Source organism: Azospirillum brasilense, from assembly GCF_007827815.1.
Taxonomy (GTDB): Bacteria; Pseudomonadota; Alphaproteobacteria; order Azospirillales; family Azospirillaceae; genus Azospirillum; species Azospirillum brasilense_C.
In genome coordinates this window covers 115896-140663 of sequence record NZ_VITH01000012.1, presented here as the reverse complement: position 1 = coordinate 140663, position 24768 = coordinate 115896, and the positions used below count along the sequence as shown (strand labels likewise).

The 24768-nt window shown below is 67.3% G+C and carries 24 protein-coding genes; 19 read left to right on the top strand and 5 right to left on the bottom strand.

Annotated elements, in window-relative coordinates; all coding sequences use genetic code 11:
* The first annotated feature begins 315 nt into the window (after window positions 1-315).
* The 13 genes from nifA to FBZ83_RS23140 all read left to right on the top strand — a co-directional run bounded on the left by nifA (window position 316) and on the right by FBZ83_RS23140 (window position 11334).
* Window positions 316-2199, top strand: coding sequence for a nif-specific transcriptional activator NifA (nifA, locus tag FBZ83_RS23200; protein WP_145689090.1), 1884 nt, complete (start codon window positions 316-318; stop codon window positions 2197-2199).
* A gap of 121 nt (window positions 2200-2320) precedes the next feature.
* On the top strand, window positions 2321-3211 hold the full coding sequence (locus FBZ83_RS23195; protein ID WP_145689089.1) for an adenylate/guanylate cyclase domain-containing protein: 891 nt from the start codon (window positions 2321-2323) through the stop codon (window positions 3209-3211).
* A 381-nt stretch (window positions 3212-3592) separates the two neighbouring features.
* On the top strand, window positions 3593-5149 hold the full coding sequence (nifB, locus tag FBZ83_RS23190; protein ID WP_186466168.1) for a nitrogenase cofactor biosynthesis protein NifB: 1557 nt from the start codon (window positions 3593-3595) through the stop codon (window positions 5147-5149).
* Window positions 5150-5228: 79 nt separating this feature from the next.
* Window positions 5229-5420, top strand: a complete 192-nt coding sequence (locus FBZ83_RS23185; RefSeq protein ID WP_014239802.1) for a 4Fe-4S binding protein — start codon at window positions 5229-5231, stop codon at window positions 5418-5420.
* A gap of 44 nt (window positions 5421-5464) precedes the next feature.
* Window positions 5465-6013 (top strand): hypothetical protein, encoded by a 549-nt coding sequence (locus FBZ83_RS23180; RefSeq protein ID WP_145689088.1) that lies wholly within the window; start codon window positions 5465-5467, stop codon window positions 6011-6013.
* Complete coding sequence (locus tag FBZ83_RS23175; protein WP_145689087.1) at window positions 6010-6783, top strand: 4Fe4S-binding leucine-rich repeat protein; 774 nt, start codon at window positions 6010-6012, stop codon at window positions 6781-6783. The genes FBZ83_RS23180 and FBZ83_RS23175 overlap by 4 nt, the downstream gene beginning before the upstream one ends.
* A gap of 24 nt (window positions 6784-6807) precedes the next feature.
* Complete coding sequence (locus tag FBZ83_RS23170; protein ID WP_114860847.1) at window positions 6808-7104, top strand: nitrogen fixation protein NifZ; 297 nt, start codon at window positions 6808-6810, stop codon at window positions 7102-7104.
* A 23-nt stretch (window positions 7105-7127) separates the two neighbouring features.
* Entirely contained in the window at window positions 7128-7439 is a 312-nt protein-coding gene (locus FBZ83_RS23165; RefSeq protein WP_014239798.1) for a nitrogen fixation protein NifZ, read from the top strand.
* 34 nt (window positions 7440-7473) lie between these two features.
* On the top strand, window positions 7474-8625 hold the full coding sequence (locus FBZ83_RS23160; RefSeq protein WP_145689086.1) for a cysteine desulfurase family protein: 1152 nt from the start codon (window positions 7474-7476) through the stop codon (window positions 8623-8625).
* Window positions 8626-8663: 38 nt separating this feature from the next.
* Window positions 8664-8873, top strand: a complete 210-nt coding sequence (gene nifT / locus FBZ83_RS23155; protein ID WP_035672252.1) for a putative nitrogen fixation protein NifT — start codon at window positions 8664-8666, stop codon at window positions 8871-8873.
* Window positions 8874-8878: 5 nt separating this feature from the next.
* Complete coding sequence (locus FBZ83_RS23150) at window positions 8879-9163, top strand: hypothetical protein (RefSeq protein WP_145689085.1); 285 nt, start codon at window positions 8879-8881, stop codon at window positions 9161-9163.
* A gap of 14 nt (window positions 9164-9177) precedes the next feature.
* Entirely contained in the window at window positions 9178-10368 is a 1191-nt protein-coding gene (locus FBZ83_RS23145; protein WP_186466167.1) for a DegT/DnrJ/EryC1/StrS family aminotransferase, read from the top strand.
* A gap of 87 nt (window positions 10369-10455) precedes the next feature.
* On the top strand, window positions 10456-11334 hold the full coding sequence (locus FBZ83_RS23140) for an SIR2 family protein (RefSeq protein WP_145689084.1): 879 nt from the start codon (window positions 10456-10458) through the stop codon (window positions 11332-11334).
* Window positions 11335-11390: 56 nt separating this feature from the next.
* Here the strand turns inward: FBZ83_RS23140 and FBZ83_RS23135 are convergent, their stop codons facing one another.
* The 5 genes from FBZ83_RS23135 to FBZ83_RS23115 form a co-directional block, all read right to left on the bottom strand.
* A complete protein-coding gene (locus FBZ83_RS23135; protein WP_145689083.1) occupies window positions 11391-12017 on the bottom strand; it encodes an FMN-dependent NADH-azoreductase in 627 nt (208 codons plus the stop codon).
* A 149-nt stretch (window positions 12018-12166) separates the two neighbouring features.
* Window positions 12167-12934, bottom strand: a complete 768-nt coding sequence (locus tag FBZ83_RS23130) for a class II glutamine amidotransferase (protein WP_038528966.1) — start codon at window positions 12932-12934, stop codon at window positions 12167-12169.
* Between the two features lie 75 nt (window positions 12935-13009).
* The gene (locus tag FBZ83_RS23125; RefSeq protein WP_145689082.1) at window positions 13010-13438 is read right to left on the bottom strand and encodes an ArsC/Spx/MgsR family protein; all 429 of its coding nucleotides are present in this window, start codon (window positions 13436-13438) and stop codon (window positions 13010-13012) included.
* Between the two features lie 8 nt (window positions 13439-13446).
* Complete coding sequence (gene draG / locus FBZ83_RS23120) at window positions 13447-14340, bottom strand: ADP-ribosyl-[dinitrogen reductase] hydrolase (RefSeq protein WP_145689081.1); 894 nt, start codon at window positions 14338-14340, stop codon at window positions 13447-13449.
* A 27-nt stretch (window positions 14341-14367) separates the two neighbouring features.
* Entirely contained in the window at window positions 14368-15255 is an 888-nt protein-coding gene (locus tag FBZ83_RS23115) for an NAD(+)--dinitrogen-reductase ADP-D-ribosyltransferase (protein ID WP_145689080.1), read from the bottom strand.
* 337 nt (window positions 15256-15592) lie between these two features.
* Between FBZ83_RS23115 and FBZ83_RS23110 the strand changes: the two genes are divergently transcribed.
* From FBZ83_RS23110 to nifE, 6 genes are all read left to right on the top strand, one after another.
* Window positions 15593-16837: a hypothetical protein gene (locus tag FBZ83_RS23110; protein ID WP_247888439.1), complete on the top strand. Its 1245-nt coding sequence runs from the start codon at window positions 15593-15595 to the stop codon at window positions 16835-16837.
* Window positions 16838-17109: 272 nt separating this feature from the next.
* Window positions 17110-17991 (top strand): nitrogenase iron protein, encoded by an 882-nt coding sequence (gene nifH / locus FBZ83_RS23105; RefSeq protein ID WP_014239786.1) that lies wholly within the window; start codon window positions 17110-17112, stop codon window positions 17989-17991.
* A 141-nt stretch (window positions 17992-18132) separates the two neighbouring features.
* Window positions 18133-19572, top strand: coding sequence for a nitrogenase molybdenum-iron protein alpha chain (gene nifD / locus FBZ83_RS23100; protein WP_014239785.1), 1440 nt, complete (start codon window positions 18133-18135; stop codon window positions 19570-19572).
* A 30-nt stretch (window positions 19573-19602) separates the two neighbouring features.
* On the top strand, window positions 19603-21162 hold the full coding sequence (gene nifK / locus FBZ83_RS23095; protein WP_145689078.1) for a nitrogenase molybdenum-iron protein subunit beta: 1560 nt from the start codon (window positions 19603-19605) through the stop codon (window positions 21160-21162).
* Between the two features lie 512 nt (window positions 21163-21674).
* On the top strand, window positions 21675-23162 hold the full coding sequence (locus FBZ83_RS23090; protein WP_145689077.1) for a methyl-accepting chemotaxis protein: 1488 nt from the start codon (window positions 21675-21677) through the stop codon (window positions 23160-23162).
* A gap of 190 nt (window positions 23163-23352) precedes the next feature.
* Window positions 23353-24768: a nitrogenase iron-molybdenum cofactor biosynthesis protein NifE gene (gene nifE / locus FBZ83_RS23085; RefSeq protein ID WP_145689076.1), complete on the top strand. Its 1416-nt coding sequence runs from the start codon at window positions 23353-23355 to the stop codon at window positions 24766-24768.

Genomic DNA, 24768 nt, shown 5'->3' with positions numbered 1-24768 from the left:
TTCCGGTAGAAATTCCAGTTTTCTCAAGGGTTGCGCCGTTCTGCCGCAGCCATAAGTCATTGTGCGCCGCAGCAACTGATATGCAAAAGGGCTTGCCTTTCGACCGAGAGTTTCCGAAACTTTCGACAGTCCGCAGCGCGAACGGCTTGTCACGGAAGCACGCGCGGCGGGCGCACCGGTGGTCAAAGGCGCCGATCCGCAACGAGCGCACACCCCACCCCGGGAGGAACGGTTCAAGGCGCCGTGCCGGGATCGCATCGACGAGCGCGCCAATGCGCGACGTCCGGAGTCCCGGTTGAGCAGGGGGTGTCGATCATGCCGGGTGCAATGCGCCAGTCCACGTCGAACCTGGAACTGCTGACCATCTATGAGGTCAGCAAGATCCTCGGTTCCTCTCTCGACCTCCAGCAGACCCTGCGCGAGGTGCTTCGCGCGCTGGCCTACCAGCTGCAGATGCACCGCGGGCGCGTCTATCTGGTCGGCGAGGACAATGTGCTGCGTCTCGTGGCCGCGAACGGCCTGTCGAACGAGGCCGCGGCGCAGATCGAATTCCGCGACGGGGAAGGCATCACCGGCCGCATCCTCAAGACCGGCATGCCCGCCGTCGTCCCCAATCTGGCGGAGGAACCGCTGTTCCTGAACCGCACCGGCGGGCGCGAGGACCTGGACGAGCAGGTGGCCTCGCTGGTCGGCGTGCCGATCAAGGCGGCGGGGGTGGTCGTCGGCGTGCTGACCATCGACCGCATTTCCGACGAGGGGCCGCAGGGCCATTTCGGCAGCGACGTGCGCTTCCTGACCATGGTCGCCAACCTGATCGGCCAGACCGTGCGGCTGCACCGCACCGTGGCCGAGGAACGCCGCTTCATGATGCGGGAGACCTTCCGCATGCAGAAGGAGCTGCGCCCCATCGCCGCCCCGATCAACGACGTGGTCTGCACCAGCCCCAACATGCTGGAGGTGATGGCCCAGGTCCACCGGGTGGCGCCCTTCAAGTCCACCGTGCTGATCCGCGGCGAGAGCGGCACCGGCAAGGAGCTGATCGCGCGGGCCATCCACAACATGTCGCCGCGCAAGGACGCCCCCTTCATCCGCGTGAACTGCGCCGCCCTGCCGGAATCGCTCCTGGAATCGGAGCTGTTCGGCCATGAGAAGGGCGCCTTCACCGGCGCGCAGAAGGACCACAAGGGCCGGTTCGAACTGGCGTCGGGCGGCACGCTGTTCCTCGACGAGATCGGCGACATCTCGCCCAACTTCCAGGCCAAGCTGCTGCGCGTGCTGCAGGAGCAGGAGTTCGAGCGGGTCGGCGGGTCCAAGACCATCAAGACCGACGTCCGCCTGATCTGCGCCACCAACCTGAACCTGGAGGAAGCGGTCGGCCACGGCAAGTTCCGCGCCGACCTGTATTTCCGCATCAACGTGGTCACCATCCACCTGCCGCCGCTGCGCGAGCGCCGCCAGGACATCGGCCCGCTGGCCCGCCATTTCGTGGCGAAGTTCGCCAAGGACAACGGTATGGCCCTCGTCATGGAGGACGAGGCGCTGGAAATCCTGAACCGCTGCACCTGGCCCGGCAACGTGCGCGAGTTGGAGAACTGTATCGAGCGCGCGGCCACCCAGTCGCGCGACGGCATCATCCGCACCGAGTCCCTGTCCTGCAGCCTCAACCTCTGCAACTCCTCGGTGCTGTTCCAGTACCGCACGCTGGGCGCGTCGGTCGGCGGGCTCGCCCCGTCCATGGGGCCGGGGGCCGTCAACCGCGTTCCTCCCGGGCGCCCCGGCGGACCGGCGCCGGCCAACGCGCCGAAGGCCCCGGCCATGCCGGCCCCGGTGCCGGAACCGGCGGGTGCCGGCGGCGGCGCGTGGCCGGCCTGCGCGTCGGGCTGTTCCGCCGGCCCATCGCCGGTCTGCGGCGCCGCCCAGCCGGTGGTTCCGGTTCCCCTGATTCCCCTGCCCCTGCCCGAGCCGAGCGCGCCCGCCGCCACGGCTCCCGCACCCGCATCGGCTGCCAACGCCGCTCCGCCGACTGCCGCCGAGGTGCCGCTGGACGAGCCGGAGTCGGGATCGCTGCGCGACCGCCTGCTCTGGGCGATGGAGCGCACCGGCTGGGTGCAGGCCAAGGCCGCCCGCCTGCTCGGCATGACGACCCGTCAGGTGAGCTACGCCCTGCGCAAGTACAACATCGAGATCAAGCGCTTCTGACGATGGCCTCATCACCCGGCGCCCTTCTCCCCGCAGGGCTCAGGGGCTGAGGCTGTGCAACCGGGACAGGTGTTCGAGGGTATGCTAACCTCCTCGCACTCTCCCCGGTTGCTGCGGATTTATGGAAAAGCCCCTCGCGCTCCTCTTCGTGGACATCGCCGACAGCACGCTGCTCTATGAGTTGGCGGGCGATCGCAAGGCGGCGGCGCTGACCCAGCGCGTGCTGGAGGGCCTGCGCCGGATCGTCGGGGAGAACGACGGCACGGTGGTGAAAAGCCTTGGCGACGGGCTGTTGGCCTGCTTCCCCCTGAGCGACGGCGCCACCCGCGCCGCGCTCGCCATGATGGAGCGGCAGGCCGATTTCGGGCTTCGCCTGCGCGCCGGGCTGCATTTCGGCCCGGTGATCGCCGGCCCCGGCGACCTCTACGGCGACGCCTGCAACGTCACCGCCCGGCTGGAATCCATCGCCCGCCCCGGCGAAATCCTGGCGACCGACGATCTGGTCGACCGCCTCTCCCCGCCCCTGCGGACGCGGGCCCGCCTTCTGAACAGCGTCGCGGTGAAGGGAAAGGCTGCCCCGGTGCGCGTCCACCAGATCCGCGACGGCGATGCCGCGCCGGAGGCCGAGGACAACGCCACCGTCGCCTTCACCACATCGATCCCCGGCAGCGGGCGCGGCCTGCCGTCCCTGCGCCTGTCCGGACGCGGCGCCGAGGCGACTCTGACTCCGCTGCTGGCGCGGATCACGGTGGGGCGCGACGAGAACTGCGGCCTGCGCATCCACTCCCGCCGGACCTCGCGCCAGCACGCGGTGATCGACTTCAGCCGCGGCGGCTTCCTGCTGACCGACCATTCGACCAACGGCACCTTCATCCGCACCGGCGACTCCCCATCCCTGCTGTTGCGCCGCGATTCGACCAAGCTGACCGGCGGCGGGCTCATCGGCTTCGGCGGAGAGCCGCTGCGGCCGGACGAGGACCATGTCCTGACCTTCCAGGTCGGGAGCGCGTGATCACCCCCCTCATCATAGGGCAGTGCAGTCGGCCTCTTAACCCTCTCCCCTCTGGGGAGCGGGTGGCCCAGAGGGCCGGTGAGGGGGGTGCGCGTGGCGATACGTCCGGCAAAAGCGCAACCCCCTCACCCTAACCCTCTCCCCAGGGGGAGAGGGGATTTTAGACACAACCCCTACCCCCCGTGTCGGGTCCCCGACAGGCGGCGTGTTTGTCGGCCATTGTTTGGCTTTGTCCGCCTTTGTCGGATTGCCGACATGGCCCACAAGCCCGACACATCACCATAACCCATTGAAACTCCACAAATCACCCGATTGGCCCCGAACTTGCTTTTAACGACCCGACCAAGGGCGCCGACGGCGCGGCTGGGAAGGGAGTGGACGATGGCCAACGTTATTTCGCTCGACAGCATCCTGGGCGTGGGTGAGCTGAAAGCCGCCGCCGAGGCGCCGCCCGCCGCCGCCTCCGGCTGCGCGTCCTCCTCCTGCGGGTCGTCGGACGGCCCCGCCGACATGGCGCCGGAGGTGTGGGAGAAGGTGAAGAACCACCCCTGCTACTCCGAGGAGGCGCATCACTATTTCGCCCGCATGCACGTCGCGGTCGCGCCGGCCTGCAACATCCAGTGCAACTACTGCAACCGCAAATACGACTGCTCGAACGAGAGCCGGCCGGGCGTGGTCTCCGAGAAGCTGACCCCCGATCAGGCGCTCCGCAAGATTCTGGCCGTCGCGCAGGAAATCCCACAGCTCTCCGTCATCGGCATCGCCGGCCCCGGCGACAGCTTGGCGGCGGGCGGCAAGAACACCTTCAAGACCTTCGAAATGCTGGCGAAGAAGGCGCCGGACCTCAAGCTGTGCCTGTCCACCAACGGTCTGGCCCTGCCCGACCATGTGGACACCATCGCGAACTACAACATCGACCACGTCACGATCACCATCAACATGGTCGATCCCGAGGTCGGGCAGCACATCTACCCCTGGATCTTCCACGACCACAAGCGCTGGACCGGCCTGGACGCCGCCAAGATCCTGCACGAGCGCCAGATGCTCGGGCTGGAGATGCTGACGTCGCGCGGCATCCTGGTGAAGGTGAACTCCGTCATGATCCCGGGGATCAACGACGAGCACCTGATGGACGTGAACAAGGCCGTGAAGTCGCGCGGCGCCTTCCTGCACAACATCATGCCGCTGATCTCCGACCCGGCGCACGGCACGCATTTCGGCCTGACCGGCCAGCGCGGCCCGACCGCGCAGGAGCTGAAGGTCCTGCAGGACCAGTGCGAGGGCGGGGCCAAGCTGATGCGCCACTGCCGCCAGTGCCGCGCCGACGCGGTCGGCCTGCTGGGCGAGGACCGCGGTTCCGAATTCACCATCGACCGCATCGAGGCAATGGGCGAGGTCGAGTACGACCAGGAGGCCGCCCGCACCTACCGCGAGCATGTCGAGGGCGAGCGCGCCGGGCGCCACGCCGCCAAGGCCGCCGCCCAGGCCGACGTCGCCGAGACGGTCGGCACCGCGGTTCAGCCGATCCTGATCGCCGTCGCCACCAAGGGCGGCGAGCGCATCAACGAGCATTTCGGCCACGCCAAGGAATTCCAGATCTACGAGGTCGGTCCGAAGGGCGCCAAGTTCGTCGGCCACCGCCGCGTCGACCAGTATTGCGAAGGCGGCTCGGGCGACGAGGACGCGCTCGGCGGCGTGCTGTCGGCGATCAACGACTGCACCGCGGTCTTCGTCGCCAAGATCGGCGGCTGCCCCTCGACGAGCCTCAAGGACGCGGGCATCGAGCCGGTTGACCGCTTCGCCTTCGAATACATCGAGGAGTCGGCATTGACCTACTTCAAGGACTACGCCGAGCGCCTCGGCCAAGGTGCGATCAACGCGCGCGAGGGGCAGGACGCGGTCATCCGCACCGGCGCCTTCACCGCCCGGCGCGCCTGATACCCAAGAGACCGACCAGAACCCACGGATTTACCCGGCGGCCCACCGCAACAGCCGCCCCACCTGCAAGGAGAGTGTCATGGCTTACAAGATCAAGGCTTCCGACTGCACCGCCTGCGGCGCCTGCGAGGCCGAGTGCCCGAACAACGCCATCAGCTTCAAGAAGGGCGCCTACGCCATCAACGCGGACCTGTGCACCGAGTGCAAGGGCCAGTTCTCCAGCCCGCAATGCGCCTCGGTCTGCCCGGCCGACTGCTGCGTCCCGGCCTGACCGCCCGAAACCCCTCTCCCGTCCCATCACGGGAGAGGGTGTCCATGGAGCGCACCGCCATGCTGGACGAGGTGGATGAAGGCTGGCTCAACCGCCGTTACTACGGCGGCGACCTGCCGCCCGAGGCGGAGCGGTTCCTGCATCTCGCCGCCGCCAGCCACGCCGACGCCGAGGCGGCGGAGCGCTACCTTGCCCGCGCCGCCGACCTGGCGCCGGGGCACCGGCTGGTCGATCTCGGCCATTACAAGTTCCACTTCTACAAGGCGAACCTGGATACCGCCCTGCTCTACGGCGAGCGGATGCTCGGCCACGCCATGGCGGCCATCGGCCTGAACCACACCGACTGGCGCACGGTCGGCCCGGATCACGGTGAGTTCGCGGGCCTGGAGCCGGCCCCGCGCCTGTTCCTGTTCGCCCTGACCGCGGTCGGCTACCTGCATCTGCGCCTGGGCCGTCTGGCCGAAGGGCGCGAAGCCCTGAACAAGGTCCGGGAACTGGACCCGAAGGACCGCTTCGGAACCACCCGCCTGCTCGCCGCCGCGGACCGTCATGAAACCGGCCAAGACGAAGCCGGTCCGGAGGACGACGCATGAGCGACGACATCGACAAGGCGCTGGACTGGCTGGGCAACCCCGTCGATTGCGACGGCTGCGCCTATCGCGACCGTCTGGCCGAGGGCCGCTGCGAACCGTTGCGCGCCTGCGTGCAGGACCGCTACGCCAAGCGCATCCAGCGCTTCTTCCAATGGAACGACGATCTGGCCGGCGAGCATCTCGACCATCCCTATTTCGAGGTCCGCGCCAACGCCGCCCGCTTCGCGCCGATCTTCATCGTGCCGCGGCTGATGGACGACCCCGACGAGACGGTGCGCGCCGCCGTCGCCCGCCGCCTGCCCCGCCGTCTGCTGCTGAAGATGCGCGGCGATCCCGACCGCGAGGTGCGCATCGCCGTCGCCTCCCGGCTGGAAGACGCCGACCTCTCGCCGCTGATGCGCGACCCCGACTATTCCGTGCGCCTGCGCGTCGCCCGCCGCGTGCCGGAGGGCATGCTGCCGGCGATGATGCACGACGAGGACCCGGAAATCCGGCTGGAGGTCGCCAACCGCATCGGGCTGGAATGGCTGATGAGCATGGCCTGGGACGACAGCGCCCGCGTGCGCATGGTCGTCGCCCGCCGCCTGCCTCCGGAAAAGCTGGCCGCCCTGATCCGCGACGCCGACTGGTGCGTGCGCTTCGTCGTCGCCAGCCGGCTGCCGCCCGAAGACCTCGCCCCGCTGACCGAAGACCCGGTGGACGACGTCCGCACCGTGGCGCAGAAGCGCCGCGCCGGACTGCCCGCCACCGGAGACCTGATCCCCGACTGACGCACCCGCACCAAGGAGCACCGAATGCGCGAGCGCGCCCGCGATCCGAACGAGACGATCGAGCTGGAAGACCGCCCCGCCTTCGAGGAGGGCCAGAAGGTCCGCGCCCTTCGCGACGTGCGCAACGACGGCACCTACCCCGGACGCCCGATGGGCGACTTCCTGATCCGCACCGGGGACATCGGCTATGTGAAGTCGATCGGCACCTACTTGCAGATGTATTACATCTACGGCGTCGATTTTTACGAGAAGCGCATCATCGTCGGCATGCGCGCCAAGGAACTCGAACTGGTCGACGCCCGCTGCAACGACCCGCAATGACCTTCCCGCCTGAGGAGCACGCGATGAGCGACGCCGTCACCGAAGCGAAGAAACCCGGCTTCATCCCGCCCCGCGAGCCGCTCTACGACTGGGGCCTGATGGTCACCGCCGCGGTGGACCTGCACAACGACGGCAGCCACCCCAACGCCGAGGATGGCGCGCTGCTGGCTCCCAAGGGCACGCCCGGCACCATCGTGCGCATCGGCCACGCCGAGGGCACCCAGATCCCCGTCTATCTGGTGGAGTTCCCGGCCGGCGTCGTCGTCGGCTGCCTGGAGGAGGAGATCACGCCCGCCGACGGCCGCCGCCGCGGCGTCCCCGGCGTGATGGACTGACCGCCCCCTCCGTGCCACGGCCTGCGATGGACCCATGATCTATCTCGACAACAACGCGACGACCCCGCTGGCGCCCGAGGTGCGGGAGGCGATGCTGCCGCACCTGTCCGGGGAGTTCGGCAACCCCTCCAGCCCGCACGCCGCCGGCATGGCCGCCAAGCGGGCGGTGGGCGAGGCGCGCGCCCGGGTGGCGGCGCTGGTCGGCGCGAAGGCGGCGGACATCCTCTTCACCGCCAGCGCGACGGAGGCCAACCACACCGCCCTGCTCGGCACGCTGCGGGCCGTCGCCGCGGAGCGTCCGGAGCGCCGCCACCTCGTCACCACGGCGATCGAGCATCCCTCAACGCTGATGCTGGCGAAGGATCTGGAACGGCAGGGCTGGCGGGTCACCGTCCTGCCGGTGGACGGCACCGGCACCATCGCGCTCGCCGACCTGCGCGACGCGGTGACGCCCGACACGGCGCTGGTCTCCGTCCTATGGGCGAACAACGAGACCGGGGCGATCCAGCCGGTCGGCGCCGCCGCCGACATCGCCCAGGCGCGCGGCGCCCTGTTCCACACCGACGCGGTGCAGGCCGCTGGGCGGCTGCCCATCAAGGTGGACGCGGTGAACGCCGACCTGCTGACCCTGTCCGCCCACAAGATGCACGGGCCGAAGGGCGTCGGCGCCCTCTTCATCCGCAAGGGCGTGCCCTTCGCCCCGCTGATCCACGGCCATCAGGAGCGCCACCGCCGCGGCGGGACCGAGAATGTGCCGGCCATCGTCGGCTTCGGCGCCGCCGCCGGCCGCGCCGCCGCCACGGTGGCGGAGGCCGGCGGCATGGCGATCCTGCGCGACCGGCTGGAGCGCGGCGTACTCGCCGCCTGGCCGGGCAGCCGGGTCAACGGCGAGGGGGCGGCCCGCCTGTCCAACACCAGCAACATCCGCTTCGCCGACCCGCAGGGCCGCCCGCTGGACGCCGAGGAGCTGCTGATGTGCCTCGACCGCGCCGGCATCGCCGTCTCCATGGGGGCGGCCTGCGCCAGCGGCGGCAACGAGCCGAGCCACGTCCTGACCGCCATGGGTCTATCCCCGGCGGAGGCCGCGGCCAGCCTGCGCTTCTCCCTCAGCCGCTGCACCACGGTGGAGGAGGTGGAATCGGTCCTCAACGAGTTCCCCGCGCTCTACGCGCGGATGGCGGCCTGACACCCGCGAGTGCCCAAAACGAACAACTGGAGAGTGACATGAAGGTGATGGTGCGCAAGGCCGGTGAGCAATACACGATCTACGTCGCCAAGAAGGACCTGGAGGAGCCCATCACCGAGATGGAGAAGCCGGGCCTGTGGGGCGGCTGGGTCAAGGTCGCCAACGGCTGGACGCTCGACCTGCCGGAGATGCCGGCGGACACCCGCCTGCCCATCACCGTCGAAGCCAAGAAGCGCGGCGCGGAGTGACGGCCATGGCCCTGTCCCCGGAACGGATCGACGCCATCGCCGCCCTGGCCGGCACCCTCTTCGCGGAGGGCACCCGGCTCGACGCCGTGGTCCGCGCCGTGCGCGAGGCGCACCCGGACCTGTCCAACGTCACCGGGGCGCACGCCGCGGTGATGGCGGAGGACGCCTTCCGGGAGGAGCCCGGCTTCAACCTCTACCTCGTGGACGGCACCAACCATTGCTGGCTCATCACCAACAAGCCGGAGACGGCGACCGGCGTGGTGATCGCGCAACGGGACGAGGACGACTGAATGAGGATCGCGGAATGACGATGCCCCCGGACGACTCAGTCGAAGACGACGCGGAGCTTGGCGACTACATCCCGCTGATCGACCCGGATATATCCGAGGCGGAGGTCGCGGTCGTCAGCCGCATCCTCACCTCCGGCAGCCTCGGCGACGGGCGGATGACGGAGGGGTTCGAGCAGGCCTTCGCCGCCTGGCTCGGCCGCGCCCACGCGGTGGCGGTGTCCAGTGGCACCATCGCCACGCTGATGGTGCTCAAGGCCTACGGCATCGGGCCGGGGGACGAGGTGCTCTGCTCCCCCTTCGGCTGGCATCAGGTGCAGCACGCCATCGCGCTGGCCGGCGCGGAGCCGGTCTTCGTCGACATCGACTACTGGCAGCACACCATCAACCCGGCGAAGGCCGAGGCCAAGATCACGCCGCGCACCAAGGCCATCCTCGCCGGCAACGTCAACGGCCACCCGGCCCATTGGGACGAGCTGCGCGCGCTCGCCACCGACAAGGGGCTGATCCTGATCGAGGATTCGACCGAGGCCATCGGCTCCTCCTACAAGGGGAAGCTGGTCGGCAGCTTCGGCGACTGCGCGGTCTTCGACTTTTCCGAACCCGGCGTGCTGGTGACCGGCGAGGGCGGGATGATCGTCACCGACGACCGCAACCTCGCCCACCAGCTCCGCTACCTGCGCCGCCGCGAGATGGAACACCGCAACACGGTGGTCATCACCCGCACCATCCCCTTCCAGGCGGGCATGAGCAACCTGACCGCCGCGCTGGGCCTCGTCCAGTTGAAGCGCCTGCCGGAGATCCTGGCGAAGCGCCGGGAGGTGGTCGCCCACTACGAGGCGGCCATGGCCAGTTTCGAGGGCATCAAGCCGCCCTACAAGGGGCCGGGGGCGGACGATGTGCACCCGATGGTCTACGCCGTCCATCTCGGCACACGCTTCACCGCGTCGGGGCGCAAGGCGGTGCTGGAAGACCTGTCCACCCACGACGTCGAGGCGTCGGACTACGGACAGGCGCTCTACACCCAGCAATATTACCAAGAGCGCGGCGCCAGCCGGGCCGACTGCCCGGTCTGCCAGAAGACGGTCGACCGCGTGCTGGCCCTGCCGCTGCACCACAAGGTCACCGCCGACGAGGTGCAGTTCATCGTGGACACGCTGAAGGACGCCACCGTCAACACGGGGGCGGGCGCGGCGATCTATTTGTGAAACGCGGCCCTTTCCCAGCGCAAACCCCCTCCCCTGCGAAGCGGGGGAGGGTCGGGAGGGGGCAAACGCCAGCCGAACGGGGTTAGCATGACCGACACCGCCGTCATCGACAGCACGGACACCGACACCATCATCGCGGACATCGCCGCGGCGCTGAAGGCGCGGGGCGTGGTGCCCTATCTCGGGCCGGGCGCCTTCGCGCTGCTGCCGGAGGCCGACTGCCCGATCCCGCGCACCTCGCTGGAGCTGGCGCAGCGGCTGAACGCCAAGGTCGCCGCACCGGGCCGCATCCGCAGCCAGCTGACCGCCGTCGCCCAGTTCATCGAATCGCGGCGCCACCGCAAGACGCTGGACGGCATCCTGAACGAGATCTTCAAGCGCGAGGTCCCGGCCACGCCGGTTCACGCGTGGCTGGCCGCCCTGCCCGCCCCGCCGATGATCGTCGATGTCTGGTACGACAACACGCTGGAAAGCCTGCTGACCGCTGATGCGGGGCGGAGCTGGGGCCAGATCCAGGGCCTGTCCCACCCGCAGGGCGTCGGCGAATGGGTGAAATACTACGCGCCCGGCGGCGCGGAGGTCGAGGCCGCCGCCGCGTCGGGCTGGGAGACCCTGCTCTACAAGCCGTCGGGCAGCGCCGCCCCGGCGGGAAACTACCTGATTTCCGACAGCGACTTCGTCGAGATCCTGACGGAGATCGATATCCAGACGCCGATTCCCGCCGTCGTTCGGGAGCGCCGGGCGGGCCGGAGTTTCCTCTATCTCGGCTGCCGCTTCGATCAGGAAATCCAGCGCACCTTCGCCCGCCAGATCGCCAAGCGCTCGTCGGACAAGCACTGGGCGGTGATCGAGGGCGAGTTGTCGAAGAACGAGGCGCGCTTCCTGGAGCTGCAGAACATCACCCGCCTCGATCTGCCTCTGGGCGAGGCCATCCGGCGGATCCGCGAGGCGATGGGAGCCAATTAAAGCGAGCGCATCGCGAAGCTCCCCTCTCCCCTCTGGGGAGAGGGGACAGTCACCCCTTACGCCGCGACCGGGATCGCCAGGGCGTCGATCTCCTGCTGGGCGGCGGCCAGCGCCTTGGCGCGGGCGTCCGGACCCATGCCGACGCCCTCGGCGCGGATCACCGTCACGTCGGTGACGCCCAGGAAGCCCAGCACCGTGCGCAGGAAGGCCTCCTGGTGGTCCAGCGCGCTCATCGCGGCGTTGGTCGAATAGACGCCGCCGCGGGTCGAGGCGATGTAGACCTTCTTGCCGCCGGCCAGACCGACCGGGCCCGTCTCGGTGTAGCGGAAGGTGCGGCCCGCCTGGGCGATGCGGTCGATCCAGGCCTTGAGCTGGGTCGGGACCGTGAAGTTGTACATCGGGGCGCCGATCACCACGACATCGGCGGCCAGGAACTCATCGACCAGCGCGTCGGTCAGGGCCAGCTCCTCCTGCTGGCGGGCGGTCAGGCCCTCCAGGTTGCGGAACTTCACCACCTGCATCAGCTCGCCGGTCAGGTGGTCCGGCGGGGCGACGGTCAGGTCGCGGACGGACACCTCGGCGTCCGGCGTCGCCTGGCGCAGCGCCGCGACGATGGAGGCGGTGAGCTGGCGCGAAACGGAGGCGTCGCCCAGCGGGCTGGAGTCGATGCGAAGGATCTTCATGGTCACGTCTTCCTGTCCGGGAAGCGGGGCGCCGGTCCGGCACCGTCACCGCTTCGGTTTGTCTCGGAAGTGACCATAAGCCCGCTTACGCCAATCGATTGAGCCTCGATTTTGCCAATCTTCGTTGCATGGATCAGAACAATCCCCGGTCAGCGCACCCGATTGCCGCCCTTGAACACGACCATCTCGCCGCCCTTCATGACGGTCCAATCCTCGTCGCGGGTCAGGGGACGGGTGGCGACCACCGTCACCACGTCGTCGGGCGTCGTCTCCTTGGCAAAATCGACGCTCATGTCCTCGTCGATCAGCGTCGCCGGGCCGAAGGGGGCCTTCCGCGTCAGCCAGGCGAGGTTGGTCGCGCAATGGCACCACAGGTACCGCCCGTCGCTGAGCAGCATGTTGAAGACGCCCAGCGTGCCGAGGTCGGTGGCGAGGTCGCGGATCAGCCGCATCAGCGCGCCGCTGCTCTTGGGCGGCTCCGGATACTGCATGCGGATCTGGTCGAGCAGCCAGCAGAAGGCGTGCTCGCTGTCCGTCGTCCCGACCGGCTCGTAGAAGGTCAGCGTCCGCTCCTTGATGCCCTTGAGCTGGCCGTTGTGGGCGAAGGTCCAGACGCGGCCCCACAGCTCCCGTGTGAAGGGGTGGGTGTTCTCCAGCGACACCCGGCCGCGGTTGGCGCGGCGGATGTGGGAGATCACCACGCAGGACTTGATCGAATAGCTGCTGACCAGGCGCGCGATCTCCGACTCGCAGCTCGGCGCCGGGTCGTGGAAGGTGCGGCAGCCCTTCCCCTCGTAGAAGGCAATTCCCCAGCCGTCGCGGTGCGGACCGGTCTGCCCGCCGCGGCGCATCAGGCCGCGAAAGCTGAAGCAGATGTCCGTGGGCACGTTGGCGCTCATGCCCAGGAGTTCGCACATGGATCAGCCCCCATCGCTGAAATGTCGGGTTTCAAACAGGACGGGGGCAAACCTACGACAGTCCGGGTTGTCCCGTCACCCCTTTGCGGGTGGTGGGCAGGGCGGCATCCCGGCACGGGCGCAGCCCTCCAGCCTCCCCTCCGGCGCTCCGGCGGCCAGCCCGATCCAGGCGTCCACCCGTTCCGCCTCGAAGCCGCAGTTGCGGCGGTCGCCCACCTGCATCAGCGGGCGGCGGATCAGCAGCGGCGTCTTGAGCATCAGCGCCAGGGCGGCGGCCTCGTCCAGCGCGTCCGGATCGACCTCTCCGCTCTTCACCGCCGGGGCGGCGCGGTTGAACCAGTCGGCCACCGGGCGGTCGCCGAAGAAGGGACGCAGGCTGTCCGCCGTCCAGGGTTCGGACAGCAGGTCGCGGGCGTGGACGGTGTGCCCGGCCTCCGCCAGCAACGCCTTCTGGCGGTTGTTGCCGGCGCAGCCGGGCTTTTCGAAGAAGATCACGTCGGCCATGGTCGCGGTCACCCCTGCTTGAGCGCCGGGGAGCGGGCGAGCAGCCCGTCCACCTGGACGCAGATCTCGTTGTAGACGTCGCGGTCGAGCTTGCGCAGCCAGCGCGGCGGGATGGTTTCCACCCCGTAGGTGGCGCCGGCCAGCATGCCGGCGAGGGCGCCGGTGGTGTCGGCGTCGCCGCCCTGGTTGACGGTCTCGACGACGCAGGATTCGACGGAGTCGGTCTGGAAATAATAGTGCATCACCGTCTGCATCGTATCGACGATGTAGGCGGTGGACAGGCCCCGGTAGGGCTGGAACTTGAACTGCCGGTGCTTCGCGATGAGCTTGTTCGATTCGTCACGCACGTCGCGCACGCCGCCGCCCAGCACCAGACGGCGCACCATGTGGCCCAGCGTCAGGGTCGCCGCGTCGGACATGGCGTTGCAATGGGTGATGTGCGCCTGCTCCACCGTCCAGCGCTCGAAGGCCGCGTCGTCGCCCAGCGTCGCCAGGGCGACCGGCAGGTTGCGCATCGCCGCCCCGTTGCCGGCGTGGTACTCGCTCTCCGGCTCCGACAGGGTGCCGTGCATGATGAAGCGGCGGATGCCGCGCCGTGTCGTGTCCCCGACATCGACGGGGATGCCCCTCAGCCAGACGGCGAATTCCTCCGCCGCCCTGCGGGCGTCCCAATCCGGGGCGGCCAGGATGGCGCGGCCGAGATGGATCGACATCTCGGTGTCGTCGGTCACCTGCCCGGCGGGCAGCTTGAGCCAGCCGCCGCCCTTGATGTGCTTGTGCACGCCGTATTGGTGGGCGATCTCGCCCTTTGTCAGAAACTCGACGGTGGCGCCCAGCGCGTCGCCGCAGGCCAGCCCGAGATAGGCGCCCAGCGCGCGTGAGCGTATGGAATGGTCAGTCATGGGCCGGATCTGTCCCGTGATCGGTTGTCAGAGAAGCGACACCCCCACCCTGTAGTCCCCGCCGACCACCAGATACTCGCCCTCCCCCTTGAAGGGATAGCGGGGCAAAATGTCGCGGAAGAAGACCACCTTGGTGAGCGGCACCCAGGTTTCGAGGATGTAGTCCCCGAACTGGCCGGCGATGTCGCGCTCGATGGAAAAGGAGCTGAGGTTGTTGAGGCGCAGGACCGCCGTGCGCTTGTCGGGGCGCGCGACGATGTGGTGCTCCTCGAAGTCGTTGACGCCGCGGTAGAGCCGGATGTGGCTGGCGCGGGACGGCATCGGCGCGTCCGGCCAGCCGCGGCGCATCCACCACTGGCAATATTCGTACAGCAGGTCGAGCTGCAGGTTGATGTTGTTGTTGTGGAAGCGGGTGGCGACCTTCTCCTCGCCGTAGGTCCGCCACGCGTCGGAGGCGAAGCGGAGGATCGGCTCCTTGTGATAGGTGGGCAGCAGGCCGAACCGGCTCTCCACCCAGCCTTTCAGCACGGCGCCTTCGGCGTTGTTGCTGTCGAACAGCCAGCCCTTCAGCAGGCGCAGGTAGCTGGCGCGGTAGCGCCGCCGCCCGTCCGTGCCCTCGGCGCCGGAGAAGTCCGGGTTCAGCCCGAAGGTGAAGGCCATGTAGTGCTGGAAGATGTCGGCGGCGATCAGGCTGTTCGGGCTCTCGTCGAGCGCCTCGAACAGCACGGCGTGCTCGCTGCGCGTGCCGCCGATGCGCAGGCGCCGCGGTTCGTCGTTGAACGATTCCGCACACAGCGCTTCCGCCGTCACGTTCAGCAGGTTGGTGCGATGCGCCTTCAGCGCCAGCGGCGAATCCGGATCGATCAGCCGCCCCCGCGCATCCCGCACCCCACCGCTCGCCGAACCGTCCGCCATGACATTCCCGAAATCCACAATTCTTTCATGGATACCGCGAACCGGCGCATCCGCCAAGGGCCCGCGTCATGATGGGGTGAAGCCGTCTCTTCACAATAAATTTCGAATTCAAAAACAATTCGATTAAACATCCATAGCAACTTTTGGCTTACTCCAAATATCTTAAAAATATCCGTTTGAACGGATGATGAGACGACACCATAGTTCTTCGACCGGGATTCAGTGCACCGCAAGACGAGGCAAGGCCATGTGGCCGATGAAGCGAAAGGAGCAGGAGACGCGCAACCGGGCGGCACAGCCCCCGCGCGTTCTTCTTCCTTCCGCCGTCTCGGAAAAGATGCCGATGCGCTCGGGACGGGCGCCGGTTCCGCTGCGTGGCGCCAGGGAAGCCCGCGACGCCGTGACGCTCACCCGGCTGCTGCGCGGCACCATCACCCCGCTGCGCGGCGACGAGGTGCTGACCCTGCTGGAGCCCCACCGCCCGCGTCTGGTGCCCAAGCCGGTCAACCCGCTGGCCGCCATGCTCGGCCAGCCGCAGGGCCGTCTGCTGGAGGCGCTGCTGCGCCCCACCGCGCCGATCATCCTGGATGTTCTGCTGCCTCGTCTGCGTGATCATCTCATCGACCGCGTCGTCCACAACAAGGGCACCGCCGAGGACGGCCTGCCCGGCGCGCTGGAGGTGGCCACCGCCCTGCGCGCCCTGGTCGCCCTGCTGCGCGGCGCCGGGCGCGGCGCCGTGCTGTCGGTGGTGTCGGCCATCGAGGCGGACGCCCGCGCCGACGCCGACCGGCTGGTCCGCGGCGAAGCGCCCGTCGCGGCCGCGGAAGACGATCCGGCAAGCGTCACCGCCGGCGCCATGGACAGCCTCGCCCACGCCCTGCTGCGCTTCGAGGCGCGGCGGCTGATGCTGGAGACACTGGGCGCCACCGTGGCGCTGCGCGACGTCGTCTACCAGTCGCGCCGCTTGACCCGCCACGCCCTGCGCCGGGCGGCGGAGGCCATGGACGGCTTCGGCGCCGACCGCGGCATCAAGGCGCTGCACGCCAGCCTCGCCACGCTGGCCTCGGTGGACGGACTGCTCGTCGTCGCGATGCGGAACCTGGACGACCAGGAGGAGCACCGCGAGGAGGCCAACGCCTTCGTCGAGCCCGCCGACCGCAAGGCGATGAACGATTGCCTGTCGGCGGCGTGGCGGCTTTCCGACACGCTGTTCGATCTCGTCGGAAAGGCCGCCAACGGCGGGGACCTGGACGAGCTGCTGTTCGAGGCGCTGCTGCGCCAGCTCCGCTCCCTGCACCAGTTCTGCACCGACCTCGACCATGCCGGGCGCCCACCGGTGCTCGACACGCTGGAGCGCCGTCTGGCCGAACGCAGCCGCGCGCTGGCCGGCATCGCCGGGGAGCGTCTCGTCGGCATCCTGCTGGCCCGCCCCGCCGACCCGGCCAAGGCGCGCCGTCTGCTCGCCCGCGGCCAGTCGCTGGCCCAGCTTCTCTATGACATGGGCCAGGACGGCGAAGAGTTGGAGGCGCTGGCGCTGCGCCTCGTCGTCGCCCGCGACGCGCTGAACCACGCCGCCGCCTGACGCCGCCGCCTGGGCCGTCAAAGCGCAACCTGCCCCTCCCTTTCTTTTCTTTGCGAGAGACCCGACAAAATGTCGGGCTTTGTCGGGTATGTCACAGGCCCGACAAAGCGGACCGCGTTCGTCCGCAATCTATTTTCTCGTTTTCTTTCAAAGACTTAAAAATTTTCCGCGAACTGGCACGGGGGATGCAGAGAAGGGGTCGAAGCGGCCGCTGGGCAGGCCGCCCCGGAATTGAAGACACCCTGTAGACCCAAGCAAAGGAGTAACCTCCCATGTCTTTGCGCCAGATTGCGTTCTACGGTAAGGGCGGTATCGGCAAGTCCACCACCTCCCAGAACACCCTGGCCGCGCTGGTCGAGCTGGATCAGAAGATCCTGATCGTCGGCTGCGATCCGAAGGCCGACTCGACCCGCCTGATCCTGCACGCCAAGGCGCAGGACACCGTGCTGCACCTCGCCGCCGAAGCCGGCTCGGTCGAGGATCTGGAGCTCGAGGACGTTCTCAAGATCGGCTACAAGGGCATCAAGTGCGTCGAGTCCGGCGGTCCGGAGCCGGGGGTCGGCTGCGCCGGCCGCGGCGTGATCACCTCGATCAACTTCCTGGAAGAGAACGGCGCCTACGACGACGTCGACTACGTCTCCTACGACGTGCTGGGCGACGTGGTGTGCGGCGGTTTCGCCATGCCCATCCGCGAGAACAAGGCCCAGGAAATCTACATCGTCATGTCCGGTGAGATGATGGCGCTCTACGCCGCCAACAACATCGCCAAGGGCATTCTGAAGTACGCCCACAGCGGCGGCGTGCGCCTCGGCGGCCTGATCTGCAACGAGCGCCAGACCGACAAGGAAATCGACCTCGCCTCGGCCCTGGCCGCCCGCCTCGGCACCCAGCTCATCCACTTCGTGCCGCGCGACAACATCGTGCAGCACGCCGAGCTGCGCCGCATGACCGTGATCGAGTACGCGCCGGACAGCCAGCAGGCCCAGGAATACCGCCAGCTCGCCAACAAGGTCCACGCGAACAAGGGCAAGGGCACCATCCCGACCCCGATCACGATGGAAGAGCTGGAAGAGATGCTGATGGACTTCGGCATCATGAAGTCGGAGGAGCAGCAGCTCGCCGAGCTCCAGGCCAAGGAAGCCGCCAAGGCCTGACACCTGGATCCCTGACGGGGCACAGGTCTGAACTGGCCCCCTCCCCAGCCCACCCCGCCTTCGTGCGCGGGGTGGGAGAGAGGGGGCTCGGTCCCGCGCTGAAGTGGCGCGGACAATGAGAGCATGCAGGAGACTGGCACCATGAGCCTGTCCGTGAACGAAGGCGTCGACGTCAAGGGTCTCGTCGACAAGGTTCTCGAAGCGTATCCCGAGAAGTCGCGCAAGCGCCGCGCCAAGCACCTGAACGTGCTGGAAGCCGAGGCGAAGGACTGCGGCGTCAAGTCGAACATCAAGTCGATCCCCGGTGTGATGACCATCCGTGGTTGCGCCTACGCCGGTTCCAAGGGCGTGGTGTGGGGTCCGATCAAGGACATGATCCACATCTCCCACGGCCCGGTCGGCTGCGGCTACTACTCCTGGTCCGGCCGCCGCAACTACTATGTCGGCGACACCGGCGTGGACAGCTGGGGCACGATGCACTTCACCTCCGACTTCCAGGAGAAGGACATCGTCTTCGGCGGCGACAAGAAGCTGCACAAGGTGATCGAGGAGATCAACGAGCTGTTCCCGCTCGTCAACGGCATCTCCATCCAGTCCGAGTGCCCGATCGGCCTGATCGGCGACGACATCGAGGCGGTCGCCCGCGCCAAGTCCGAGGAGCTGGGCAAGCCGGTCGTTCCGGTCCGTTGCGAAGGCTTCCGCGGCGTTTCCCAGTCGCTGGGCCACCACATCGCCAACGACGTCATCCGCGACTGGATCTTCGAGAAGACCGAGCCGAAGGAAGGCTTCGTCTCCACCCCGTACGACGTCACCATCATCGGTGACTACAACATCGGTGGCGACGCCTGGGCCAGCCGCATCCTGCTGGAGGAGATCGGCCTGCGCGTGATCGCCCAGTGGTCGGGCGACGGCACGCTCGCCGAGCTGGAGAACACGCCGAAGGCGAAGGTGAACCTCATCCACTGCTACCGCTCGATGAACTACATCGCGCGCCACATGGAAGAGAAGTTCGGTATTCCGTGGATGGAGTACAACTTCTTCGGCCCGTCGCAGATCGCCGAGTCCCTGCGCAAGATCGCCGCTCTCTTCGATGACACCATCAAGGAGAACGCGGAGAAGGTCATCGCCAAGTACCAGCCGATGGTCGACGCCGTCATCGCCAAGTTCAAGCCGCGGCTCGAAGGCAAGAAGGTGATGATCTACGTCGGCGGCCTGCGTCCGCGCCACGTGGTCGACGCCTACCATGACCTGGGCATGGAGATCGTCGGCACGGGTTACGAGTTCGCCCACAACGACGACTATCAGCGCACCCAGCACTACGTGAAGGAAGGCACGCTGATCTACGACGACGTCACCGCCTTCGAACTGGAGAAGTTCGTCGAGGTGATGCGTCCGGACCTCGTCGCCTCGGGCATCAAGGAAAAGTACGTCTTCCAGAAGATGGGCCTGCCCTTCCGCCAGATGCATTCCTGGGATTACTCGGGTCCGTATCACGGCTACGACGGCTTCGCGATCTTCGCCCGCGACATGGATCTGGCCATCAACAACCCCGTCTGGGGCATCATGAAGGCTCCGTTCTAAAGCGGCCTCTGGAAGATAGGAGTAATGAGCATGTCCCACCCCGTTTCCCAGAGCGCCGACAAGGTCATCGACCACTTCACGCTCTTCCGTCAGCCCGAATACAAGGAGCTGCTCGAGCGCAAGAAGACGGAGTTCGAGTACGGCCACTCCGACGAAGAGGTCGCCCGGGTTTCCGCGTGGACCAAGACGGAAGAGTACAAGGAAAAGAACTTCGCCCGTGAGGCGGTCGTCATCAACCCGACGAAGGCCTGCCAGCCGATCGGCGCGATGTTCGCGGCCCAGGGCTTCGAGGGCACCCTGCCCTTCGTCCATGGTTCGCAGGGCTGCGTCGCCTACTACCGCACGCACCTCACCCGCCACTTCAAGGAGCCGAACTCCGCGGTCTCCTCGTCGATGACGGAAGACGCGGCGGTGTTCGGCGGTCTGAACAACATGATCGACGGCCTGGCCAACGCCTACGCGCTGTACAAGCCGAAGATGATCGCCGTGCTGACCACCTGCATGGCGGAAGTCATCGGCGACGATCTGTCCGGCTTCATCAACAACGCGAAGAACAAGGAAAGCGTCCCGGCGGATTTCCCGGTTCCCTTCGCCCACACCCCGGCCTTCGTCGGCAGCCACATCGTCGGCTACGACAACATGATCAAGGGCGTTCTGACCCACTTCTGGGGCACGTCGGAGAACTTCGACACCCCGAAGAACGAGAAGATCAACCTGATCCCGGGCTTCGACGGTTTCGCGGTCGGCAACAACCGCGAGCTGAAGCGCATCGCCGGCCTGTTCGGCATCGACCTGACGATCCTGTCGGACGTGTCGGACAACTTCGACACCCCGGCCGACGGCGAGTACCGCATGTATGACGGCGGCACCCCGCTGGAGGCCACGAAGGAGGCCGTCCACGCCAAGGCCACCATCTCCATGCAGGAATACTGCACCCCGCAGTCCCTGCAGTTCATCAAGGAGAAGGGCCAGCAGGTCGCCAAGTACAACTACCCGATGGGCGTCACCGGCACCGACGAGCTTCTGATGAAGCTGGCCGAGCTGTCCGGCAAGCCGGTCCCGGCGGAGCTGAAGCTGGAGCGCGGCCGCCTCGTCGACGCCATCGCCGACAGCCACACCCACCTGCACGGCAAGCGCTTCGCCGTGTACGGCGACCCGGACTTCTGCCTGGGCATGTCGAAGTTCCTGATGGAGCTGGGCGCCGAGCCGGTGCACATCCTGTCCACCTCCGGCTCGAAGAAGTGGGAGAAGCAGGTTCAGAAGGTGCTCGACGCCTCGCCGTTCGGCAAGTCCGGCAAGGCCTACGGCGGCAAGGACCTCTGGCACCTGCGCTCGCTGCTGTTCACCGACAAGGTCGACTACATCATCGGCAACAGCTACGGCAAGTATCTGGAGCGCGACACCAAGATCCCGCTCATCCGCCTGACCTACCCGATCTTCGACCGCCACCACCATCACCGTTACCCGACCTGGGGCTACCAGGGCGCTCTGAACGTGCTGGTGCGCATCCTGGATCGGATCTTCGAGGATATGGACGCCAACACGAACATCGTCGGCGAGACCGACTACTCGTTCGACCTGGTGCGCTGACCTCCCCCGGCCGGCGCGGGGTCTCCATCCCCCTGCCCGGCCGCTTCCCCGGAGAGCCGGAGCCCGCCGCGAGGTGGGCTCCGGCTTTTCCTTTTTCCGATCCGTGGTCTTGCGGGGCCTGACAGCGGGCCGGCGGAGCCATCACCCCTGGTGGAAAGGGTGCGGCCCCACCCCCAGCGATCGCTGCACCCCGCCCCTCCACACAGCTTCATGACGAAGGGCGTCCGGCGCGGCGATACCCGACCGCTCTCCGTTTCCTGCGCCGATTTCCCATGGGTTGAATGGCCGGGGCGCATGAAAGCCACGAACTCCCAGCGATCACCACCCACTGAACATCCACAACATCAACAAAAAATTGCAATCGTTCGACATCTTTTAAAATATATGCGCTCGCGATTACTTTCACCACCAGGGCGATGCAGCGCAACACCAAGAGTAATTAATTATTTTTTATCCAAGCTCCCCATAGCCTCAAAAAATCTTTCCCGTCTTAAGCGTCAAGGATAATCGGCATGCCCTTTAAAGCCTTTCTAAAGTCGAAAAATACTGAGGCGTCCGAGATCACGGACGCATTAGACAAATCTAATGGCATCATTACCTTTGACACATCTGGCAACATATTGTCGGCAAATGACCAATTTCTCCGATGCATGGGATACAGCTTCGAGGAGATCAAAGGGAAGCATCATCGCATCTTCGTCGAGACGAGCCTCCAGGACGGCCCGGAATACAAGGATTTCTGGGAGCGGCTGCGTCGCGGCGAGTTCCAGTCCTCCCTCTACAAGCGCATCGGCAAGGGCGGGCGGGAAGTCTGGATCGAGGCCTCCTACAACCCGATCAAGAACCGCCAGGGCGTCACCCACAAGGTGGTGAAGGTCTGCACCGACGTCACCGAGCGCCACCGGGAGCACCTCGATCTGCGCGGCAAGGCGGAGGCCATCTCGAAGTCGCAGGCGGTGATCGAGTTCACCCCGGACGGCACGGTCATCACCGCCAACGAGAATTTCCTGTCCCTGCTCGGCTACACGTTGCCGGAGATCGCCGGGCGCCACCACAGCACCTTCGTCGATCCGGCCGAGCACGGCGGCGCGGACTACCGTGCCTTCTGGGAAAGCCTGCGGCAGGGCCGCTTCCAGGCCGCCCAGTACAAGCGGATCGGCAAGGGCGGGCGGGTCGTGTGGATCCAGGCCTCCTACAACCCGGTGTTCGACAGCAGCAACCGGCTGAGCAAGATCGTCAAGTTCGCCACCGACATCACCCAGCAGGTGCAGTTGCTGGACCAGCTCAAGTCCTTGATCGACAACAACTTTACCGAGATCGACACCGCGCTCTCCGCCGCCGGCCGGCAGGCCGAGGACGCCGCCCAGCGGTCGGGCGCGACCCAGGGCACCGTCCAGACCGTCGCCGCGAGCGCGGAGGAGCTGGCCGCGTCGGCCCGCGAGATCGCCGACAGCATGATCCGCTCCCGCCAGGCGGCGAGCACGGCGATGGATGAGACGGAGAACGCTGACCGCGCGGCGGCGCGGCTGGCCGAGGTCGCCAAGGCGATGGGCGGCATTGTCGACCTGATCAGCTCGATCGCCAGCCAGATCAACCTGCTGGCGCTCAACGCCACCATCGAGGCGGCGCGGGCCGGCGAGGCCGGGCGCGGCTTCGCGGTGGTCGCCAACGAGGTCAAGAATCTCGCCAACCAGTCGGCCAGCGCGACCGCCCAGATCACCAAGGAGATCGAGGGGATGCAGGCCGTCTCGTCCGACGTGGTCGCGTCGCTGGGCAACATCCGTCAGGCGACCGGCAACCTGATGGAGTTCGTCACCGTCTCCGCCGGGGCGGTGGAGGAGCAGAGCGCGGTCACCGGCGACATGTCGACCAACATGCAGAACGCCTCGGCCTCGGTCAACGCCGTCGACCACAACATCGGCGCCATCAACGCCGCGATCACCCAGATCGCCGCGGCCGTCTCGGAAACCAAGGAAGCCGCCAAGGTCCTGGCCCGTTGAGGGCGTCCGCCTTACGCGGCGCCCTCCTCGCTCCAAGCTGTGCGATACCCGACAAAGTCCGCCATTGTCGGGTATCGCACACGGGGCCACTTGCCACAACTTATTGAATATAAACAATTCACTGTCTGGCACACCTCCTGCATATGACCGGCTCACAGGCGCCGATGTCGGCCAATGGCGGGAGAAGGTCATGCTCCAGGAAAAGCTCCAGGACGTCTTCAACGAGCCCGGTTGCTCCACCAACCAAGCCAAGTCGGAGAAGGAGCGGAAGAAGGGTTGCTCGAAGGCGCTGAAGCCCGGAGCGGCCGCCGGCGGCTGCGCCTATGACGGCGCGATGATCGCGCTCCAGCCGATCGCCGACGCCGCCCACCTCGTGCACGGGCCGATCGCCTGCCTCGGCAACTCCTGGGACAACCGCGGCACCAAGTCGTCGGGCTCGCAGCTCTACCGCACCGGCTTCACCACGGACATGTCGGAACTCGACATCATCCATGGCGGCGAGAAGAAGCTCTACCGGGCGATCAAGGAGATCGTGCAGCAGTACGATCCGCCGGCCGTCTTCGTCTATCAGACCTGCGTCCCCGCCATGATCGGCGACGACATCGAGGCGGTCTGCAAATTCGCCGCGAAGAAGCTGGGCAAGCCGGTGATCCCGGTGATGGCGCCGGGCTTCGTGGGCTCGAAGAACCTGGGCAACAAGCTGGCCGGCGAAACTCTGCTCGACCACGTCATCGGCACGGTGGAGCCGGAGGTCACGACCCCGACCGACATCTGCATCGTCGGCGAATACAATCTGGCCGGCGAGCTGTGGCTGGTGAAGCCGCTGCTCGACGAGATCGGCATCCGCATCCTGTCCTGCATCTCCGGCGACGGGCGCTACAACGAGGTGGCGCAGGCCCACCGGGCGCGGCTGACCATGGTGGTCTGCTCGCAGGCGCTGGTGAATGTTGGGCGCAAGATGCAGGAGCGCTGGGGCATCCCCTATTTCGAAGGCTCCTTCTACGGCGTGTCGGACATGTCGGACACGCTGCGCACCATGGCCCGCATGCTGGTGGAGCGCGGCGCCGACAAGGCGATCATCGACCGCACCGAGGGCGTCATCGCCCGCGAGGAAAGCCGCGTCTGGCGGCGCCTGGAACCCTACAAGCCGCGCTTCGACGGCAAGCGCGTCCTGCTGTTCACCGGCGGCGTGAAGAGCTGGTCGATGGTCACCGCGCTGGAGGGCGCCGGGCTGACCATCGTCGGCACCTCCACCAAGAAGTCGACCAAGGAGGACAAGGAGCGCATCAAGAAGATGAAGGGGGAGGAGTTCCACCAGTGGGACGACCTGAAGCCCCGCGACATCTACAAGATGCTGCGCGACAGCGAGGTCGACATCATGATGTCGGGCGGCCGGTCGCAGTTCATCGCGCTGAAGGCCAAGGTGCCGTGGCTCGACCTGAACCAGGAGCGCCACACCCCCTACGCGGGCTATGACGGCATCGTCAACCTGTGTGAGGAAATCGACAAGACCCTGTCCAACCCGATCTGGCGGCAGGTGCGTCTGGCCGCCCCCTGGGACTTGAAACCGGACGCCAAGCCGGACTCCCGGCCGGTGGGAGCGTAA

Bases quoted from the DNA above. Each gene is read 5' to 3' on its own strand.
- nifA (WP_145689090.1), top strand. From the start codon at position 316: ATGCCGGGTGCAATGCGCCAGTCCACGTCGAACCTGGAACTGCTGACC.
- FBZ83_RS23195 (WP_145689089.1), top strand. From the start codon at position 2,321: ATGGAAAAGCCCCTCGCGCTCCTCTTCGTGGACATCGCCGACAGCACG.
- nifB (WP_186466168.1), top strand. From the start codon at position 3,593: ATGGCCAACGTTATTTCGCTCGACAGCATCCTGGGCGTGGGTGAGCTG.
- FBZ83_RS23185 (WP_014239802.1), top strand. From the start codon at position 5,229: ATGGCTTACAAGATCAAGGCTTCCGACTGCACCGCCTGCGGCGCCTGC.
- FBZ83_RS23180 (WP_145689088.1), top strand. From the start codon at position 5,465: ATGGAGCGCACCGCCATGCTGGACGAGGTGGATGAAGGCTGGCTCAAC.
- FBZ83_RS23175 (WP_145689087.1), top strand. From the start codon at position 6,010: ATGAGCGACGACATCGACAAGGCGCTGGACTGGCTGGGCAACCCCGTC.
- FBZ83_RS23170 (WP_114860847.1), top strand. From the start codon at position 6,808: ATGCGCGAGCGCGCCCGCGATCCGAACGAGACGATCGAGCTGGAAGAC.
- FBZ83_RS23165 (WP_014239798.1), top strand. From the start codon at position 7,128: ATGAGCGACGCCGTCACCGAAGCGAAGAAACCCGGCTTCATCCCGCCC.
- FBZ83_RS23160 (WP_145689086.1), top strand. From the start codon at position 7,474: ATGATCTATCTCGACAACAACGCGACGACCCCGCTGGCGCCCGAGGTG.
- nifT (WP_035672252.1), top strand. From the start codon at position 8,664: ATGAAGGTGATGGTGCGCAAGGCCGGTGAGCAATACACGATCTACGTC.
- FBZ83_RS23150 (WP_145689085.1), top strand. From the start codon at position 8,879: ATGGCCCTGTCCCCGGAACGGATCGACGCCATCGCCGCCCTGGCCGGC.
- FBZ83_RS23145 (WP_186466167.1), top strand. From the start codon at position 9,178: ATGACGATGCCCCCGGACGACTCAGTCGAAGACGACGCGGAGCTTGGC.
- FBZ83_RS23140 (WP_145689084.1), top strand. From the start codon at position 10,456: ATGACCGACACCGCCGTCATCGACAGCACGGACACCGACACCATCATC.
- FBZ83_RS23135 (WP_145689083.1), bottom strand. From the start codon at position 12,017: ATGAAGATCCTTCGCATCGACTCCAGCCCGCTGGGCGACGCCTCCGTT.
- FBZ83_RS23130 (WP_038528966.1), bottom strand. From the start codon at position 12,934: ATGTGCGAACTCCTGGGCATGAGCGCCAACGTGCCCACGGACATCTGC.
- FBZ83_RS23125 (WP_145689082.1), bottom strand. From the start codon at position 13,438: ATGGCCGACGTGATCTTCTTCGAAAAGCCCGGCTGCGCCGGCAACAAC.
- draG (WP_145689081.1), bottom strand. From the start codon at position 14,340: ATGACTGACCATTCCATACGCTCACGCGCGCTGGGCGCCTATCTCGGG.
- FBZ83_RS23115 (WP_145689080.1), bottom strand. From the start codon at position 15,255: ATGGCGGACGGTTCGGCGAGCGGTGGGGTGCGGGATGCGCGGGGGCGG.
- FBZ83_RS23110 (WP_247888439.1), top strand. From the start codon at position 15,593: ATGCCGATGCGCTCGGGACGGGCGCCGGTTCCGCTGCGTGGCGCCAGG.
- nifH (WP_014239786.1), top strand. From the start codon at position 17,110: ATGTCTTTGCGCCAGATTGCGTTCTACGGTAAGGGCGGTATCGGCAAG.
- nifD (WP_014239785.1), top strand. From the start codon at position 18,133: ATGAGCCTGTCCGTGAACGAAGGCGTCGACGTCAAGGGTCTCGTCGAC.
- nifK (WP_145689078.1), top strand. From the start codon at position 19,603: ATGTCCCACCCCGTTTCCCAGAGCGCCGACAAGGTCATCGACCACTTC.
- FBZ83_RS23090 (WP_145689077.1), top strand. From the start codon at position 21,675: ATGCCCTTTAAAGCCTTTCTAAAGTCGAAAAATACTGAGGCGTCCGAG.
- nifE (WP_145689076.1), top strand. From the start codon at position 23,353: ATGCTCCAGGAAAAGCTCCAGGACGTCTTCAACGAGCCCGGTTGCTCC.